Source organism: Kribbella pratensis (assembly GCF_004366075.1).
Classification (GTDB): Bacteria; Actinomycetota; Actinomycetes; order Propionibacteriales; family Kribbellaceae; genus Kribbella; species Kribbella pratensis.
Genome location: NZ_SODU01000001.1, coordinates 2,818,841 through 2,835,053, shown reverse-complemented (window position 1 = coordinate 2,835,053; position 16,213 = coordinate 2,818,841). Strand labels below are relative to the sequence as shown.

The 16,213-nt window shown below is 66.2% G+C and carries 14 protein-coding genes; 6 read left to right on the top strand and 8 right to left on the bottom strand.

Annotated elements, in window-relative coordinates:
* Nucleotides 1-52: 52 nt before the first annotated feature.
* From EV137_RS13625 to EV137_RS13620, 3 genes are all read right to left on the bottom strand, one after another.
* Nucleotides 53-298, bottom strand: coding sequence for a hypothetical protein (locus EV137_RS13625; RefSeq protein ID WP_134128936.1), 246 nt, complete (start codon nucleotides 296-298; stop codon nucleotides 53-55).
* A 130-nt stretch (nucleotides 299-428) separates the two neighbouring features.
* Complete coding sequence (locus tag EV137_RS40530) at nucleotides 429-575, bottom strand: hypothetical protein (RefSeq protein WP_166679859.1); 147 nt, start codon at nucleotides 573-575, stop codon at nucleotides 429-431.
* A gap of 73 nt (nucleotides 576-648) precedes the next feature.
* On the bottom strand, nucleotides 649-1,794 hold the full coding sequence (locus tag EV137_RS13620; protein WP_134128934.1) for a tyrosine-type recombinase/integrase: 1,146 nt from the start codon (nucleotides 1,792-1,794) through the stop codon (nucleotides 649-651).
* 1,314 nt (nucleotides 1,795-3,108) lie between these two features.
* On the opposite strand from EV137_RS13620, the gene EV137_RS13615 reads away from it, so the two are divergent.
* Nucleotides 3,109-3,939, top strand: coding sequence for a nuclear transport factor 2 family protein (locus EV137_RS13615; RefSeq protein ID WP_134128932.1), 831 nt, complete (start codon nucleotides 3,109-3,111; stop codon nucleotides 3,937-3,939).
* Here the strand turns inward: EV137_RS13615 and EV137_RS13610 are convergent.
* Nucleotides 3,919-4,263: a hypothetical protein gene (locus EV137_RS13610; RefSeq protein ID WP_134128930.1), complete on the bottom strand. Its 345-nt coding sequence runs from the start codon at nucleotides 4,261-4,263 to the stop codon at nucleotides 3,919-3,921. The genes EV137_RS13615 and EV137_RS13610 overlap by 21 nt on opposite strands.
* 671 nt (nucleotides 4,264-4,934) lie before the next feature.
* Here EV137_RS13610 and EV137_RS13605 point away from each other — a divergent pair.
* The gene (locus EV137_RS13605; protein ID WP_134128928.1) at nucleotides 4,935-5,855 is read left to right on the top strand and encodes a hypothetical protein; all 921 of its coding nucleotides are present in this window, start codon (nucleotides 4,935-4,937) and stop codon (nucleotides 5,853-5,855) included.
* A 694-nt stretch (nucleotides 5,856-6,549) separates the two neighbouring features.
* On the opposite strand, the gene EV137_RS13595 is transcribed toward EV137_RS13605, so the two are convergent.
* Nucleotides 6,550-6,915 (bottom strand): PRC-barrel domain-containing protein, encoded by a 366-nt coding sequence (locus EV137_RS13595; RefSeq protein WP_134128924.1) that lies wholly within the window; start codon nucleotides 6,913-6,915, stop codon nucleotides 6,550-6,552.
* Nucleotides 6,916-7,184: 269 nt separating this feature from the next.
* On the opposite strand from EV137_RS13595, the gene EV137_RS13590 reads away from it, so the two are divergent.
* Nucleotides 7,185-7,586 carry a hypothetical protein gene (locus EV137_RS13590; RefSeq protein ID WP_238175275.1) on the top strand — a complete coding sequence of 134 codons (402 nt, stop codon included), beginning with the start codon at nucleotides 7,185-7,187 and terminating at the stop codon, nucleotides 7,584-7,586.
* Nucleotides 7,587-8,120: 534 nt separating this feature from the next.
* Here EV137_RS13590 and EV137_RS13585 read toward each other — a convergent pair.
* Nucleotides 8,121-9,314, bottom strand: coding sequence for a YihY/virulence factor BrkB family protein (locus tag EV137_RS13585; RefSeq protein ID WP_166679858.1), 1,194 nt, complete (start codon nucleotides 9,312-9,314; stop codon nucleotides 8,121-8,123).
* Nucleotides 9,315-9,327: 13 nt separating this feature from the next.
* On the bottom strand, nucleotides 9,328-10,878 hold the full coding sequence (locus EV137_RS13580) for an AI-2E family transporter (RefSeq protein WP_134128918.1): 1,551 nt from the start codon (nucleotides 10,876-10,878) through the stop codon (nucleotides 9,328-9,330).
* A 237-nt stretch (nucleotides 10,879-11,115) separates the two neighbouring features.
* Here EV137_RS13580 and EV137_RS40525 point away from each other — a divergent pair, with 237 nt between their 5' ends.
* Both EV137_RS40525 and EV137_RS13575 read left to right on the top strand, forming a co-directional pair.
* Entirely contained in the window at nucleotides 11,116-11,280 is a 165-nt protein-coding gene (locus tag EV137_RS40525; protein ID WP_166679857.1) for a hypothetical protein, read from the top strand.
* Between the two features lie 995 nt (nucleotides 11,281-12,275).
* Nucleotides 12,276-12,965, top strand: coding sequence for a TetR/AcrR family transcriptional regulator C-terminal domain-containing protein (locus EV137_RS13575; protein ID WP_134128916.1), 690 nt, complete (start codon nucleotides 12,276-12,278; stop codon nucleotides 12,963-12,965).
* Here the strand turns inward: EV137_RS13575 and EV137_RS13570 are convergent.
* Nucleotides 12,934-13,458: a hypothetical protein gene (locus EV137_RS13570; RefSeq protein WP_134128914.1), complete on the bottom strand. Its 525-nt coding sequence runs from the start codon at nucleotides 13,456-13,458 to the stop codon at nucleotides 12,934-12,936. The genes EV137_RS13575 and EV137_RS13570 overlap by 32 nt on opposite strands.
* Nucleotides 13,459-13,598: 140 nt before the next feature.
* On the opposite strand from EV137_RS13570, the gene EV137_RS13565 reads away from it, so the two are divergent.
* Nucleotides 13,599-15,557 (top strand): APC family permease, encoded by a 1,959-nt coding sequence (locus EV137_RS13565; protein WP_311136374.1) that lies wholly within the window; start codon nucleotides 13,599-13,601, stop codon nucleotides 15,555-15,557.
* Nucleotides 15,558-16,213 lie beyond the last annotated feature (656 nt).

Here is a 16,213-nt window from a genome sequence, read left to right as displayed (position 1 = left end):
CTGACCACCGAATCTGCTGGTCTGAGGTGGGCGCGGGCATCGGAAATCCTCCCTATCCCGAGGACCCGTGGGTCCTCAGGTAGGCATGCTTCCGCGGGTGGCGCTGGGTCAGCTCCGAGATCCCGAGGTGCGAAGGCAACGCGGCCAGGTTGCCGGCCCGGCCCGGCATCAGCTGCATCACCAGCTCGCGGATCACGGGATCTTCGCCGGGCGCATCAGCCGTCCGGTCCGCGACCAGCTGCTGAAGCTGTGCCAGAGCGACTGCCGGGGCCGATGATTCGGCGATCAGCTCCGCCACCCGGTACGCCGCGGCGCCGAGCAGCCCGTGGGCACGGTGCAGTCCGCCAACTCGGGCATCGGTACAGCCGGGGTCGCCCGCACGACGGGCCGCGGCCCGGGCCCCGGGCCGCGGCGGGTGCGCCTGAGTTTCAGTCAGATTGCGTGGCTTTGAGCTCGTCGCGGTGGTTCTCGAGCCAGGTCGTGAAGGACTGCAGGTCCGGGTTCAGCTCGCGGACCTTCGCCAGGTCGCGGTCGCCGCTGAAGTCGTCGTGGTTCTCGGCGTAGAACTGGAACATGTACGCTGCCCGGCGCTACCACGGGGCCGGTCGGCCCACTCGATGCCGTGACCGCAGGCGCCGTTTCCGCAGGTCAGAGCCCCAATTCGGGACCTGCGTCGAGCTGTTGCTCGGCGAGTTCTACCAGGTGTGCTCTAGCGGCCTGTTCCGTCGCTGTTCCGTGAGCCGCCACCGAGAAGATCCGCCCGAGTCGCGAGTCGATCGCCTTGCGGGCTCGGTCATGCGACGACGGCAGCATGTGGGTATAGAGGCGCAGCGTGAAGCCGGGGTCGCCGTGACCGAGGTACTCGGCGAGTTCCTTGATGTTGACTCCGTCGGCCAGCGCGACGCTTGCATAGTAATGGCGCAGGGCGTGCATCCCGGTGTCGCGGTTGGTGACGTACTGGAGAGCTCCTCGCGCGTTCCTGGTCGGCTGTGGGATCACACCGGCTGCTGCCAGAGCCGGATGCCACATGGCCTTGTCGTAGCTACGTGCGGGAATGTGCCGATCGTTGCGCCATCGGAAGAGGATCTTGACCTCATGCGGCTCGCCGTTCGGCCGCTCCCACGGCAGGCTGTATGGCCGCGGTTCGAAGGACTCCATGTGCCGCATGAGAGTCAGCGCGGCTCCCTCCGACATCGGCACGGTGCGCTCCAAGTCGTTCTTCGGAAGCGCGAACACGAAGTACTTCCCGATCTTCTTCACCTGCCGTCGCACATGGATGACCATCGCGTCGAAGTCGATGTCGTCCTTGGCGAGCCCGAAGAGCTCTCCCTGACGCAAGCCGGCCGCCGCGCCGATAGTCGGAATCGCCCGATACTGCACCGGGTGGCACTCAACAATGCGCTCGACAGTCGCATCGCTCCAGGTGACGATCCTCCGGTTCTTCGGGACCGGTACCGTGACCACCCCGGCCTTGGCCGGATTTCGTTTGATCGTGTCGTCGTCCACCGCCAGCTCAAGGGTCCCGTGCAGCACAACGAACGCCGTCCGCGCCGTCGCCGGTCCCTTTCGCCGCTCGAGGTCGGCAAGCCAGTTCGCCACCTCCGACGGCTTGATGCTCTTGACCTGTCGCTTGCCGAACACCGGAAGCACATGCAGCCGCCACGCTGTCTCATGGCGGATCTCCGTCGTCGGATCGACAACCCGCGACCCCAGCCAACTCTTCGCGACAACCTCGAACCGCACCGTACCGGCCTGCGGGTCGACGTACTCACCGCGGGCGACGTCCGTCTCCATCTCGGACGCAAACCGACTAGCCCTGACCTTGGTGTCGAACGTCCGCGACTTCTCCCTCCCGTCAGGCCCGATCCAAACCGCCAGCCACCGCTTTCCCCGCCCCCACCGCTTCGCGTTCCGCTCCCGCTTGACCGACCCATCAGCCTGCTCAACCGCCGTAGTCCACAAATCCTTCACAAACGCCACCAGAAGACCTCCCAGCCGACGCACGATTGACCAAGCTCAACGCGTCAGCGACTGGGACTTTCGGGATCGGCCAGGCTCCGGGCCAACTTGGTCGTGCCCCGGACGTACAACACGATTCCACCAAGCGCCGACAGTCTTCAGATACAACTCGCACTCGCTGCCGCCCGGCCAGAAGGCCGTGAACTCGACACCCTGGGCGGCCGGCAGATCGCGTCAGTGAGCGCGTACACCTCGACATCGGCCAACGCCGAGGCGACCGGATCCGCCGCCTGCGGGACTGGTCGCAGTCGGGACCAGGCAACTGTGCCCCTTGAGGAACCCCTGCCCGGCCAGTTGGTCGGCGCCCAGGGCCCAGCAGCGCCGCGGCCGCACTGTTCGCGACGGATACCCCCGCCTCCGTCCAGCCGACGATGCCCTCCTCGGCGGAGTCCGGGATCGGCCACCAAACCATACCGGCCCACGCTCGGCCTCGTGGAACACAGCCGCGCAAGAACGGCCTGGCGGTTCTGCCCCGGCGTCAGCGGCGCCGGGGGGCGGAGTCTTTAGGAAGGGCGAACTGCTGCGACGGGGTTCGACGCCCCCTTCCGTCTCTGCGACCGTTGAGCCGGCGGTCGCCTCCGGGCCCTCGTGCACCCAGAACCGGTAGTGGTCGGGGTTGACGCCAGCGGCGGCGCAGGCCGCCCACCAGGCCGGGCCCAGACGCTGCGTCTCCAACCGGACGGAGGCCCGCCCGGTGCACGCGATCACCGCGAAGGCCGCCGCCGTAACAACCTGCTGGCACTCTTCGCCGTGCTGTAGCCCGCGACGTACACCTTCGCCAAGCGTGTGTAGACCACTCCGGTTCAGTCGGTCTTGAGTCCGGGCACTGAATCGATGCCTGTTTGTTCCCACGCTGAGCTGCTGAACGTGGACTGAGTTGACTCTATGCGGTGGCTGAGCTGGGTCGGCTCGATATCCCTGGTCGGCGCTACGCCAGGGGCTGGTGAAGGAGCGTTCGCCTCAGCAGTGGCCGATTGTGATGGCTGTTGCCAGTACATTATCCATACGGCAGGCTGAGGAGGTCGGAGGTTGCCGGGGCCAGTTGCCGTTGACAGAGACGGTGGTCGGCAGCGGAGCGTGGGGGCTGAGATGCCATGGTTTCCGGAATTCAGTAGCGCAGCAGAGCTGGCGCGCCGGGAGACCCGCGCCGCAGGTCAGGCTGATCCGGTCTCGCAGTACTTCACCGCACTGAACAAAGGCGATACCGACGCTCTGGAGACTGTATGGCCCGGCGAGGTGGTGATCCATGATCCTCGCGCAGGCGAGGTTCGCGGCCACAGGCACCTGCGGCGGTTCGTCAAACAGAATCAATCCTGGCTGGCCGAGCGCCATGCCCGTATCGAGACCGTGGCCTCCACGTGTGTCGGCGGACGGGCTGTTGTAGAACTACTGGCGCATTTGGCCCATGACGGGCGGGAAGTGGCGTGGCCGATGGCGGTTGTTGCCGAATGCCCCAACGATCGCGCGGTGGTGTTCCGCACCTACTGCAGCCAATGGCCGGTCGACGGACGTCGCCATGTCAGATCTCCCGTGCTCAAGCCCGGGCCCGCCCAGGCCGATGGTGTTGCCGGCCGCTACCAGGTCGCACTGGCCGCCGGTGACGTCGAAGCGATCGTGAACACCTTCGCCCCGGAGGGGTACTTCCGCGAGCCCATCGGCCCCAACTACACGCACCGCGGAACCACTGAGCTCCGCTCGTTCTTCACCAAGACCTTCAGCGCGGGCGGCGGCATCGGCCTCCAGCCCTGCACCATAACCGATGACGGCATGCGCTGCGCCTTGGAGTACAACTGCGTCCGCTGGGGCAGCCACGACGTACCGCCCCAGGCGGGAGTCGGGGTCTACGAACGCGGACCGGACGGACTGCTCGCCGCGGTTCGCGTCTACGACGACGTCGAATCACCCGTCGAGCACCTCTAGGCACAGGAATCGGCCGCTGGCAGTCTTTACGGGGGTCGTCGTGGCGTGCAGCCAGATTGTGACGATCGCGATCGACAACATTCTTGCGGCCAACGATTTCCCTGCCTCAGTCGGCGCAAACGGACGGCTGCGAATGTGCAACCGAGGGATGTCCTTGCCGTGTTGGCGGGAGTTGCGCTCGATGCGAGGTATCGCGTCGAGCGAGGGCCGTTGCCGGATGCAATCGATGGCGCGATGACTGATCGACGACGGCGGCGAGTCATCGTGAGCGACGAACTCGACGGCTCCATCGCCGCGATGAGCCTCGCTCATGAACTCGCTCACCTTCGCATGCACAAGCTGTCTCGTGACTCAGGCTGCCACGGTCTGATCAGGCTGGAGGCGGAGGCCGTCGCCTACATGACGCTCGCAAGATTCGGTGTCCCCCCGGCGCACCGGATGCCTAGTGCCTCGGCAGTGCTCGGCCGAAGTCCCGCCGTGCGGCTTGTCGAGACGGTAGGTGGTCGGGTTGTTGCTGCTGCGGGACGCATGATTGGGGTCGTGGAGCGGCACTTGCCTAGGCTGCAGATGCCGCCCGGCAAGGCACGCAGCGAGCCGACCTCTTTCGACACGGAGAGCCGAGAGCTCGACCGCGGCCTATGACGGTTCGCTGTGCTCGGGGACGGTACGGGGCCGCCGTCGAGCGCGTGCACGTTCTGCTTGGCGTGGGTGCTGAGACCTGTTGCTCGGGGCGCGCCTCGGCTCCCGCCCAGGCGGGTTAGCGACCCATCGACCAGCGAGGTCTGCGTGGTTCCGTGGCCGTTCAAGAGCGTTCGTTGGGTGCTCTTCTTGCTTCGGCCCAGGCGCGGCGGTGAACACACCGGGCTCGTTGCCCGATACAACCAGTATTCGATCCGAGTCCATGTCCGTGAGCGCGGGCGCACTGCGAGTGGCGTTGTGGCTCGGCGACGCGGGCGACGTTGCCCGTGCCGCATCCATGTGGGCATGGTGGATGGGTGGACACGGTCGAGGCTGCGGTGGAGCTCTACGGGTTGGAGCCCGAGCAGTTCACCGCGGCCCGCAATCAGTTCGCAATGTCCGCGCGCGCGGCCGGTGCCGAGAGGACCGCTTCGGCAATCATGGCGCTGCGGAAACCTACGATCACAGCATGGCTGGTCAACCAACTTGTCCGCACCGACCCAGATGGCATCCACGCACTGACCGAACTGGGGGAGGAGCTTCGCCAGACGTACCTCTCGGCCGACGCTGCACGGCGACGCGAACTCACCCGTCTGCGGCATGAGCTCGTGAGCGGACTCGTACGCACGGCCCGAGAACGAGCGGCCGGCGGGCGACGTGTGTCCGCGCAGACCGCTGAGCGTTTGATCGAGACCCTCGATGCCGCGCTGGTCGACTCCGGCGCTGCGCAACTGCTGCGGACCGGACAGTTGACCAGCGGGCTGCGCCACGTCGGGTTCGGCATCGTCGACGAGAGCGGCGACCCGGCCCAGCTCGCCGCCGTTCGGCCCCGGGTCGTCAGACGCTCGAACCCACCTGACAGAGCGGAATCAAGGAGGATCACGTCGCGTCCTGGCCGGACCGCGGAGCGTCGCACGACCGTGGACAGAACTCTTCAAGATCGCCGGAACGCGCAGCGTAAACGGGTCGATCAAGCCGAGGAGGACTACGCGGCGGCTGAGGCTGAGCGCGAGCAGGCCGAACGGGTGTTGGACGCGCACCAGCATCGCACTGCCGACCTCGAAGCCGACCTCGTGCGACTCAACGATCAGCTCGAACAGACTCGCGAGACATTGCGCCAAGTCCGCAAACAGACATCGCGCCTGCAGTCTGCCTTCAACCAGGCCGCCCGCAACGCCGCCGCCATCAAGAAGCGCCGTGACACCGAGAACCAACGACTCAACAAGCTCGACGGTTGACCAGTAGCACCTTGCCGTCGCGGCACACAGCGCCGCCCCGGCTGGTTGTCTGAGTTCTTCAGCGCGCGGCGTCTTGAGGTGAGGTGTGAGGATGTGCCTTGTGTTGCTGACGTAGGCGGGTGTCGCCAGGCGCCGGCAGGCAAAGGGGATCTGGCGTCGCTCAGACCATCCGCAGTTAGGCCTCCAACGCATCGATAGAAGGTGGGCATGAACGCCTGCCATGTCGCCTCCTAGGCGACATGATCATCGAAGGCCCTCTTCTAGGCGCTGGTCCGTCAATTGGTGACGCCGATCGGACATATGCAAGGCCGACGCCTACTAGCCGGGATGGCCTGAATGTGTGACTTCTCGCGGCAGCAGGATGTCAGTCGTCGCGGGGCCGGCAGTCGGCCGCTGCGATCAGTTCGGCAGGCATCTGTCGGGTGACCTCGTTGCCGCGATGGTCGTCGTACTGGACAAGTCCCATCCAGCCGACGTCTTCGTGAGATCTGCCGATCAGCCATGCTCGTCGCCAGCAATCGTCCGCCCAGACCAGGACGTGGCTGGGTAGCGGCAGTCTGCCGACGGTGCAGGGGCCCGGCTTCAGAGGAGCCGGCTGTGCAGTGTGAGATTCGCTCATGGCGGTACCTCTCCGAGCCATTCGGTACCCATCCGCGAAACGCCTCGAGCAGCTCCTTGCGCCTGTGGATCGGGGTCACAATCCGCGGTCGTAGTACTCGCCGTAGTAGTTGCCTAGGCGTTCGCGGTATTCCCGATCGTCGTGGTCGCCGGTGCTGGGGTCGTACTCCGGGGAGTCCTTGATCTGATCCTTCGTCCGGTCGACGTAGACCTTCTCGTCCTCGGTGTCGACGCGCTGTACGACGCCCGCGGGCAGCAGAACCTTGCGCCCGAGGATCCAGGGCCCGGTGTCGACCACGATCGAGGCCGCGCCGACGTCGTACGTCGCTTCGTCAACCTTGCCGATGTCCCCGTCGACCGCCGCGATCTTGTAGCCGGTGATGTCGGTGCCCTCGCTGTAGCCGGAGTCCTTCCGGTAGTTCCACGGATCGAACATGCTCATGATCCTCTTCCTTCCTCACGCAAGGCGATTCCGGCCGTGTTGCCGCACTCCTGCGGTACCCCGCAGCCGATGCCCGAAGCACGGATCGGTCGCCAACTTCAGACCTGATACGGCCGGGCCGCGCTTGCAAGGGGTGGACCAGATGACGAACTCGTCGAGTAGCCAGTTGCCTCTGTCTGAGGGCGTGCCCGCGGTCCCGCATCAGCGACCCCTTTGCGTTGGATCATGGCGTTGGACCGTGGTGCCGGACCCGGGAAGGGAACGTGCCGATGACTGGTCGATCGAGCCGGGTCGAACCACGGAAAGACCTGGTGGAACGTTCCGCGCCGTTCCTTCCCGAGGGCAGCGAGATTCGCCAGGCCCTCATCTGTCAGGCTGCACCTAGTTTCCTCTTCTTTGTGATCACCTATCTCACCGGGCTCACGATGTTCTGGATCAAGTACCGCTGTGTCGCGATCACGCCCGAGGCCATCTATGTGCTGGAGAGCAGCAGACTCTCCGGAGGGGCGAGCCCGCAACATCTGCTGGGTGCCATGCCTCGCCACACACGGCTCGGCCCGGCATCCGGCCGCTGGAGCCAGGTGACCCTGCTGGGCCAGCGTCATTGGGTCCACCGACGGTTCCATGACCAGATCGCGGCCGCAGATCACGATGCCGGCTTTATCGAGTAGTCACCCGATCGACGCGCTCGTTCAGGATTCCTCCCGCTGACAGACCTGGCGGCAGCGAGTTGCACGGCCGCCGGTCGGGAGGTTCCGGCGGCGCCGGAGGTGGCGCTCGGTGTCATCAGGTCCCGCCCAGTGGTCGCCATGACAGTTACCTCCTCGGGCCGGGTGGCTGGTGACCAGGTGCCCTGCACGCCCGGCATCAAATCGCGGCGCTGAGTTCCAGGTCAGGAGAGCGGGGTTCCGCGTGCCGCTGCGGTGCCCTGCCGCCTGGACCGCCGCGGATCCGTCGAGCGGTGCCGCAATCTGGCTGGATCCGAGCGTGGAGCGCAGTACCTGCACTGGTGGGGTACCTCATTCCCCGATGCTTGCGGTCGTCGTAGACGAGGATGCCGCTACCGCGTGATCCTCGTCCGGCGTAATGCGCAGCCTTTCGGTGAGGTTTGGTGCTTCGATCTGTCGGGAACGGGTTGCTTAAGACAACGATGCCAATCAAGGGCGTTAAGCAGACAGCACCCTTGATTTCGGAGCCGCCCGCGCTTAGCGCTCGTCCCCCTCGCTGGCCGCGGGCGGCCCGGCCTCGGATCGCCGGACCACGGGTTGGTTGTCATACGTGGTGTGACCTCTTGGAGAAGGGCGGCCCTCGCTGGGTCGCTCGTTTGGAGATCTCGATGACCGTCGTCGGATCGACGGCCCCGGTGGTCGGGGGCTGGTGCCTGATTGCGGCTGTGTCGCGGTGGTCGGCGCCGCGGGTGGCCGGCGTTGTGCGTTGATCTCGGCGCCGACGAGTACGGCGAGCGCTGACAGGTAGAAGAACAGCAATGCGGCGATCGGGGTGGCGACCGGTCCGTAGACGCTGACGGTGCGGAATGCGAAGGTGACGTAGGCGCGCAGTGCGATGCTGCCGATCAGCCACAGCGACATCGCGACCATCGCGCCGGGCAGGTGTGCTCGCCAGCGCGTGCGGGTCGGTATGGCGAGGTGGTACATGGTGGTGAGGAGCAGGACGGACAGGGCGGCGATGACGGGCCAGTAGGCCACAGTGAGGGCGGCCTGCATGAGGTCGTGGGTGCCGGTGGGGGTGATCTTCAGCAGGAGTTGTGGCCCAGCCACCAGCAGCGGCAGCAGCAGCGCCCCGACGATCAGTGCGGCCAGGTAGAGGCCGATTGCAAGTAGCCGGCTGTGCACGGCGCCGCGGTGGCTGCGTTGGCCGTAGGCGAGGGCGAGAGCGTTGACGTAGCTGCTCATCGCGGTCGACCCGGAGAACAGCGCAATCACGAAGCCGAGCGAGGCGACGTCCGCACGGCCGATGGTCAGCACGTTGTGCACGACTGGCTGGATCAGGGTCGTGACGGCGTCTCGGGTGACGATGCGATCGGCGACGTCGAGCAGTTGCTGTTCGACGGCTGGCACCAGGGCGGGGCTGAACGGCGTAGCCAGGTAGCCCACCAGGCCGAGCAGGCACAGCAGCAGCGGCGGCATCGACAGCAGCGTCCAGAACCCGGTCTCCGCCGCCAAGCCCAGGACGCGGTGCCGCCAGGCGCTCACCGCGGCCCGCCGGGTGAGATCGTATGTAGCAGACGCGGCCCGGCGTGTCCACGCCACCGGCGGCTGGCTCCACAGGGTCCGGCGAGACCAGAACAGCCGCAGTGTCTGGAGGATGCGGTGCGCGCCGCGCGCTGTACGGCCACGCTGGTGCGCGGCGAACCGCCGTACCGAAGTCACCGGGTGCATCGTGCCAGGGTTCCTACTGCGGCGGGGAAGGTGGGATCGGTGGTGAGCCAGCATCAGCATCTGGAGATTCCTGTTCGGCCGATTTGCCTGCTCGGCCGGGTAACCGGCGCCGCAGTTGCCGGCTGGCACGAGCTGCCCACGCGAGGCTGAGGGGCGACGCCTTGGCGGTGGGCGGTGTCGCGGCCGTTACGGCTGAGCTGCCGGGCGGGTTTGCGCGGAGCACTGCGGCGGTAGGGGTGCCCCAGGGTTCCATCATTAGGTGGCGGCGGAGATAGAGCGCGGTTTCGCGGGCGACCGCCGCCAGAGGCAATGCGACCAGGGCGCCAATAATGCCTTGCAAGTGGCCGCCGAGCAGGAGAGCGAACAGCACGACCAGCGGGTTGATCCGCAGGCTGTGCCCGAACACCTGTGGGGCGACGATGTGGCCTTCGAGTTGCTGCAGCACGACGAACAGGATCAGCAGCCACAGCGCGGTCCACGGCTGGCCCTGGAACAGTGCCACCAGCAGCGCGGGTGCCGCGCCAAGCACCGGGCCGAGGTAGGGGATCAGTTCCATCAGGCCGTAGAACACGCCGAAGAACACCGCGTAGGTCTTCCCGGCGGGGAAGATCCCGAACGCCCCGAACAGCCACAGCGCGACCCCTGCGGACAGGCCCATGGTGAAGCTGAAGGTGAACTGTCCGCGGACGTAGCCGGAGACCGCACGCTGTACCCGGGTCGGGTAGTCGTCCTCGACGCTGCCGTCGCCGGGAGGCATCCACCGTCGTACCAGGTCGCCGATCTGCCGGCCGTACAGGAGCATGTAGATCGCGATCACCAGGATCAGGATCAGCATGAAGCCGGCCTCGGCGATCAGCGTGACGAGGTCGCGGGTGAACGCGATCACGTCGCCGGAGCCGCGCAGGATCGAGGCCTGCAAAGTGTCGAGCGCGGTTTCTCCGGGCCGTTTGAGCTGGATGCCGATGTGCCTGTGGTCGAGCCACTGCTGCAGGTTGGCAAGCGATGCGTTCGCCGAGGCGATGAGTCGGGGCAGATCGGCCTGGAACTCCGACACCTGTGCGGCGACCGGCCGCACCAGCAGCGCCACGGCGCCGCTCAGAGCGCCGAAGAACACCACGAACACCACGCCGATCGCCAACCCGCGCGGGACTCTGACCCGTTCCAGCAACGTGACCATCGGGTTGACGATCAGCGCCACCACGGCTGCGATCAAGAAGACCATCAGCACCGGGGCTGCTGCCCTCGCCAGGACCGTCACGGCGAACAAAGCGGCAGCGATCAGGATCGCCTGCACCCAGCGCGGCACCACCATCGGCTCGACCCGGGCAGTCGCCGGCGCCCCGTCCCCTGGAACCGGCGCCCCACCATCGTGCTGGTACGGCGGCACTTCATGATGCTGCTCGACCTGTTGCTGTTCGACCGGCGCCCGAGCAACGTCCGGATCGTAGTCTGGCCGCGTTGATGTCGCCTCGACGTGGGGCCCGTCGTGCTGATTCATCATCGCGTCCACCGCCCCGCCCTCATGGCACGGCCGATGCCGCGCCCCGGCATTCTGGTACCCCATCAGGAACCTCTGCGTACCCTGCCCGGGGCGAGTGGCAACCAACACCGCGCCGCGTCCCGGACGGACCGGGGAGCGTCGCACGACCGTGGACAGAACTCTTCAAGATCGCCGGAACGCGCAGCGTAAACGGGTCGATCAAGCCGAGGAGGACTACGTGGCGGCTGAGGCTGAGCGCGAGCAGGCCGTACTGGTGTTGGACGCGCACCAGCATCGCATTGCGACCTCGAAGCCGACCTCGTGCGGCTCAACGACCAGCTCGAACAGACCCGCGAGGTTCTCCGCCAAGCCCGCAAACAGACATCGCGCCTGCAGTCTGCCTTCAACCAGGCCGCCCGCAACGCCGCCGCCGCCATCAAGAAGCGCCGTGACACCGAGAACCAGCGACTCAACAAACTCGATTGAGGATGACCGACCTTCGCGGCCCGCCGAGCCGATGGACGTGCTGATCGACGTCGCGCGGGATGCGCTCGCGTCGTGCATCAGCGCTCGCGACAGGGAGGGTGCGCGGGCCGACCGGTCGGTGCAGGGTTACTGATCCACCCAAGCGTCAGGAACGCTCGAGGAGTGTCTGATCTGGGTGGTCCATTTTGGTGTGGCGGAGGCAGCGTGGGGGACGGGTTGTCGACGGTCGGCGCACAGGTGCAATACGGCAAGGGCACGGGCGGGCAACCTGTCGGCGTCGCCACCGCAGGGTGGGCGCTGGGCGTGAGCGTCTTGCCGTTCACCGCCGAGGGCCGGTCGCACCTACACTGGTCTATTCCCATCACGGTAAGGAATGGCATGGGCAACGACGAAACAGTCGGCAGTCGGCCTCTGCGCCTGCGGTGGATCGGAGGGGCTAGCCTACCGACCACTGGCGGATGGCGGGTTCACGCCTCGGAGTTCCTCGCCGAACTCCTCCTTGAAGAGAACTGGGTCGAGCTGAGGCTCCGCGGCCTACTCCCGAGATTGACACGCGCAGAAACCCTACGCGCAAAGCCAACCGACCTCAGCGAAGCCTTTCCCATCCGGTCGAGGATTAGTTTCCGTGGAGTGGGATTCAGACGCCCCGACGGTCGCGAGTATTACTTCAAAAGCGGCCAAAATCGACAACATTCTCCGTGCCCTTCAAGATCTGAGCTTTCCGGTATCGTGGATCGATCAACGGGCTTCCAAGTTATGGCGGCTTGAACCTTAAAGATCTAGCCGTCCCGGGGTTTTGGCGGCGGCATCTCTCGATGTGCCACTGACTTTGTCGTTCCGGGTGACTCCAACTGCCTGGACTGAGATATCTGATGTCTCACCCATCGCCGTTTATGGAATCCTCACCGTCGGACGCCCGCTCCAAAGTCACGATTGGCTTAGCGTCGACTGTGTGCCGTGGGTGGAGGCGCAGGGAACGTCGTAGGCTCAGGGTTGTGCCGCACGAGAAGCTGTCTTTGGAGCAGATCGTTCGTTGTGCGGTTGGGGTGCTGGACGCCGACGGGCTCGGCGGCTTGAACCTTCGTCGGCTCGGGGTGGAACTCGGGGTGGCGCCGTCGGCGTTGTACTGGCATGTCCGGAACAAGGACGACCTGGTGGTTCTGGCCGGCGACTACGTCTGGAACGAGGTCGACCTGCCCGACGCCGATCGCCTGGGCTGGCGGGCTGCCACAGTCGGGCTGGCGGGTGGCATCCGCGACATGCTGGCCCGGCACTTCTGGCTGGTCACGGCCATGAGCACACACGTGATCTACGGACCCGGGAAGGCGCGCGTCGACGATCACAGTCTCGGAATCTACGAGTCGGCCGGGTTCAGCGCTGTGCAGGCGGATCAAGCGGCGGCGACCGTGCTGATGTTCGTCATCGGCGCCGCTCACGGCGATGCCGCCGAGCGCGCCTGGAACGCCCGCCTCAGACGGTCCGGCGCGGACCAGGCTGACGAACTCCGATCGACGATCGACCAGATCGCCGCGGTCGCACAAGAGTTCCCACGCCTGCGCACGCGCCAACTTCCAACCGCGGCGATAACGGCTGAGCAGGACCCGTTCATGACCGGTCTGAACGCCGTTCTCAGTGGCCTGGAAGTCGAACTGCTCAACGAAAATGCGCGGCCGCCGACGGCGTGATCAGCGCCACGATGACCACCAGTAGACCCACGGTCGTCAGCAGAAACCGGACAACCTGCAGCGGCCGCAGCCACGCCGGAAACTCACGCGCAGCCGCGGAGACGATGGCCTCTGTGTCCAGCCCGCGCACCACCGGATCGCTCGACCGACGAAACGCGGCGGCGGTCCATTGCGCGGCGCGCAGTTGGCCCGAGGTCACGAACCCGCCAATCACCAGAAGTACTGCGGCGACGATCCAGGTCAGCACCCTGGCGGCACCGACACCGGCGGCATCACAGGCCGCGAGCGCGAAGAGCACCGCTGCGATACCGAACGGAATCGCCATCTCCGCGGCCGACTCCTTGAATCGGACGCGATGCTCGGCCAGCACTCCGCCACGCGCACCTTGAGCGATCGCCTCCGTCTCCGCGGCGCGCTCGGCCGCTTCGCCGAAGCGATGCGCAACCACGGGGATCACGCAGAACGTGAGTCCGAGCAACACCAGCACGATCACCGCAATCCCAATCACCACGTCACCCTCCGCTCATTGAACTAAGTTCAGTTTGAAGGATATCGGCGACCTGTGGCACTCGCTCGTTAGAGACGTGTTAGAAACTCCGGATCGCGCCCTGCCGCGTGGCTAGGCTCCGGGCGGTGACAGAAACGCGTGAGAGCGACACGGTCGGCGTGCCGCCGCCTACCCATGGGCGGGTGGTCGGTTGGTTGCTGCACGACCGTCCGGCCGGGCACCCTGGCCCGCATCGGCCGGCGCCGCACCCGACCCACCGCTGGTGGAAGGTGATGTGCCTGACCGGTGTCGACTACTTCTCGACGCTCGGTTACCAGCCTGCGATCGCCGCGGCCGCGGTCGGGCTGCTGTCACCCGTAGCGACCTTGATCCTCGTCCTCCTGACGCTGCTGGGCGCCCTGCCGGTGTACCGCCGGGTGGCGGCCGAGAGCCCGCACGGGGAGGGCTCTATCGCGATGCTCGACCGGCTGCTCGGCCGCTGGAAGGGCAAGTTCACGATCCTGGTCCTGCTCGGCTTCATGGCCACCGACTTCATCATCACGATGACGCTGTCCGCGGCCGACGCCACCGCGCACGTGATCGAGAACCCGTACGTGCCGCACTGGTTCGAAGGCAAGGAAGTCGTCATCACCCTCGTCCTGCTAGCACTGCTGGCGGGCGTGTTCCTGCGCGGCTTCGGCGAGGCGATCGGCATCGCGGTCGCCCTGGTCGTCGTGTACCTCGGACTGAACCTGGTCGTCGTCGGGAACGCGCTCTGGAACGTGATCACCGCGCCGGAGCTGGTCACGAACTGGCGCGGCATGCTGACCACCGAGCACTCGAACATCTGGGTGATGATCGGCATCTCGCTGGTCGTGTTCCCGAAGCTCGCCCTCGGCCTGTCAGGCTTCGAGACCGGCGTCGCGGTGATGCCACAGGTCGACGGCGCGGCCGACGACGATCCGGCCCACCCGGAGGCCCGGATCCGGAACACCCGCAAGCTGCTCACCACGGCCGCGTTGATCATGAGCGGTTTCCTGATCACCAGCAGCTTCACGACGATCGTGCTGATCCCCGAGGACGAGTTCAAGGACGGTGGCGAAGCCAGCGGGAGAGCGCTCGCCTACCTTGCTCACGAGCACCTCGGCAACATCTTCGGGACGGTGTACGACATCAGCACCATCCTGATCCTGTGGTTCGCCGGGGCGTCGGCGATGGCCGGCCTGCTGAACATCGTCCCGCGCTACCTGCCGCGCTACGGCATGGTCCCGGACTGGGCCCGGGCAACCCGGCCGCTGGTGATCGTGTTCGGGGTGATCGCGTTCGTGATCACGATCCTGTTCAAGGCCGACGTCGACGCGCAGGGCGGTGCGTACGCGACCGGCGTACTGGTGCTGATCATGTCCGCGTCGATCGCGGTCACGCTGTCAGCCCGGCGGAAGGGGGAGAAGGCCAAGACCGTCGGGTTCGGCGCGATCAGCATGGTGCTGCTCTACACGACCGTCGCGAACATCATCGAGCGGCCGGACGGCGTGCAGATCGCCTCGTTCTTCATCGTCGCGATCATTCTGACCTCGCTGATCTCCCGTGCCACCCGGTCGCTGGAGCTGCGCGCCACCGAGGTCCGGTTCGACGAGGAGGCGTGCCGGCTGATCGCCTCGGCCGCCAAGCACGGTGAACTGCGGATCATCGCGAACGAGCCGGACGCCCGGGACGAGACGGAGTACCAGGAGAAGGAGGCCGAGCAGCGCGAGGTGCGCAACCTGCCCGAGGGCCTGCCGATCCTGTTCCTCGAGGTCACGCTCACCGACGCCTCACAGTTCGAGACCGAACTGGACGTGCGCGGCGAGGAACGGTTCGGCTACAAGATCCTGCGCGTCGACAGCCCCAGCGTCGCGAACGCGATCGCCGCGCTGCTGCTGAAGATCCGCGACGACTGGCACGTGATGCCGCACATCTACTTCGCCTGGGCCGAGGGCAACCCGTTCTACTTCCTGTTCCGCTACCTGATCTCCGGCGAGGGCGACGTACCGCCGGTCACCCGCGAGGTCCTCCGCCGCGCCGAACCCAAACGCTCGAACCGCCCCTGGGTCCACGTCGGCTGACTGACCGTCAAGGCCGAGAACTCCTGAAGCTGTTCCCGGCACGCAAAGTAGACCTCCTGTTCGCCCACGGAGTGAGGCCTGTTAGTCCTGCGGTGGCGGGTCATGCACGATGAGTCGTCAGCCGGAGGACTCCACTTGGATCTCACAGGGGGCAGCACATCTCAGCCGGTGGTGCTTTTTGCTGACAGGCATAATCGATGCTTGGCCATCATCGCTAGCGCTGTGAGTACGTTTCGGTGACCCGCTGGGTCAACACGCTGCTGATGTCAACGTATTCGCATGGAAAGAGGATTGTCGTTCGGATGAGCGTGCCACGTACGATCATAATCGCAACTGCAGCTGTCCTATTCGTGGCAGGATCCGTTATTGCTGTGCTCGGGATCATTGACCGCGATATCTGGGCCAGTGCCGGATGGGGTTCCGTTGCGCTTGTCTCCGGGTGGCGGCTTTACCGGCTCCTGACAAACCGCGCGAACCGGTCCAAGGGCTAGGAGTCCGACGCCTAGCGAGCAGCGATGCGCACGAAATCCGTGTGGTCCCACGGCCGGATTCTTGCTACCGAGAAGCACACGTTAAGCATCTCTTCACGCACTGTAGCGCGCAGGCATCACGCGAAACGGCCCGCTTCAGGTGGCAGTGACAACTATCGACGTTTG

What these genes read in the sequence shown, in the direction of transcription:
- EV137_RS40530 (WP_166679859.1), bottom strand. Translation starts at nt 575, where the DNA reads ATGTTCCAGTTCTACGCCGAGAACCACGACGACTTCAGCGGCGACCGC.
- EV137_RS13620 (WP_134128934.1), bottom strand. Translation starts at nt 1,794, where the DNA reads ATGGAGACGGACGTCGCCCGCGGTGAGTACGTCGACCCGCAGGCCGGT.
- EV137_RS13615 (WP_134128932.1), top strand. Translation starts at nt 3,109, where the DNA reads ATGCCATGGTTTCCGGAATTCAGTAGCGCAGCAGAGCTGGCGCGCCGG.
- EV137_RS13595 (WP_134128924.1), bottom strand. Translation starts at nt 6,915, where the DNA reads ATGAGCATGTTCGATCCGTGGAACTACCGGAAGGACTCCGGCTACAGC.
- EV137_RS13590 (WP_238175275.1), top strand. Translation starts at nt 7,185, where the DNA reads ATGACTGGTCGATCGAGCCGGGTCGAACCACGGAAAGACCTGGTGGAA.
- EV137_RS13585 (WP_166679858.1), bottom strand. Translation starts at nt 9,314, where the DNA reads ATGCACCCGGTGACTTCGGTACGGCGGTTCGCCGCGCACCAGCGTGGC.
- EV137_RS13580 (WP_134128918.1), bottom strand. Translation starts at nt 10,878, where the DNA reads ATGGGGTACCAGAATGCCGGGGCGCGGCATCGGCCGTGCCATGAGGGC.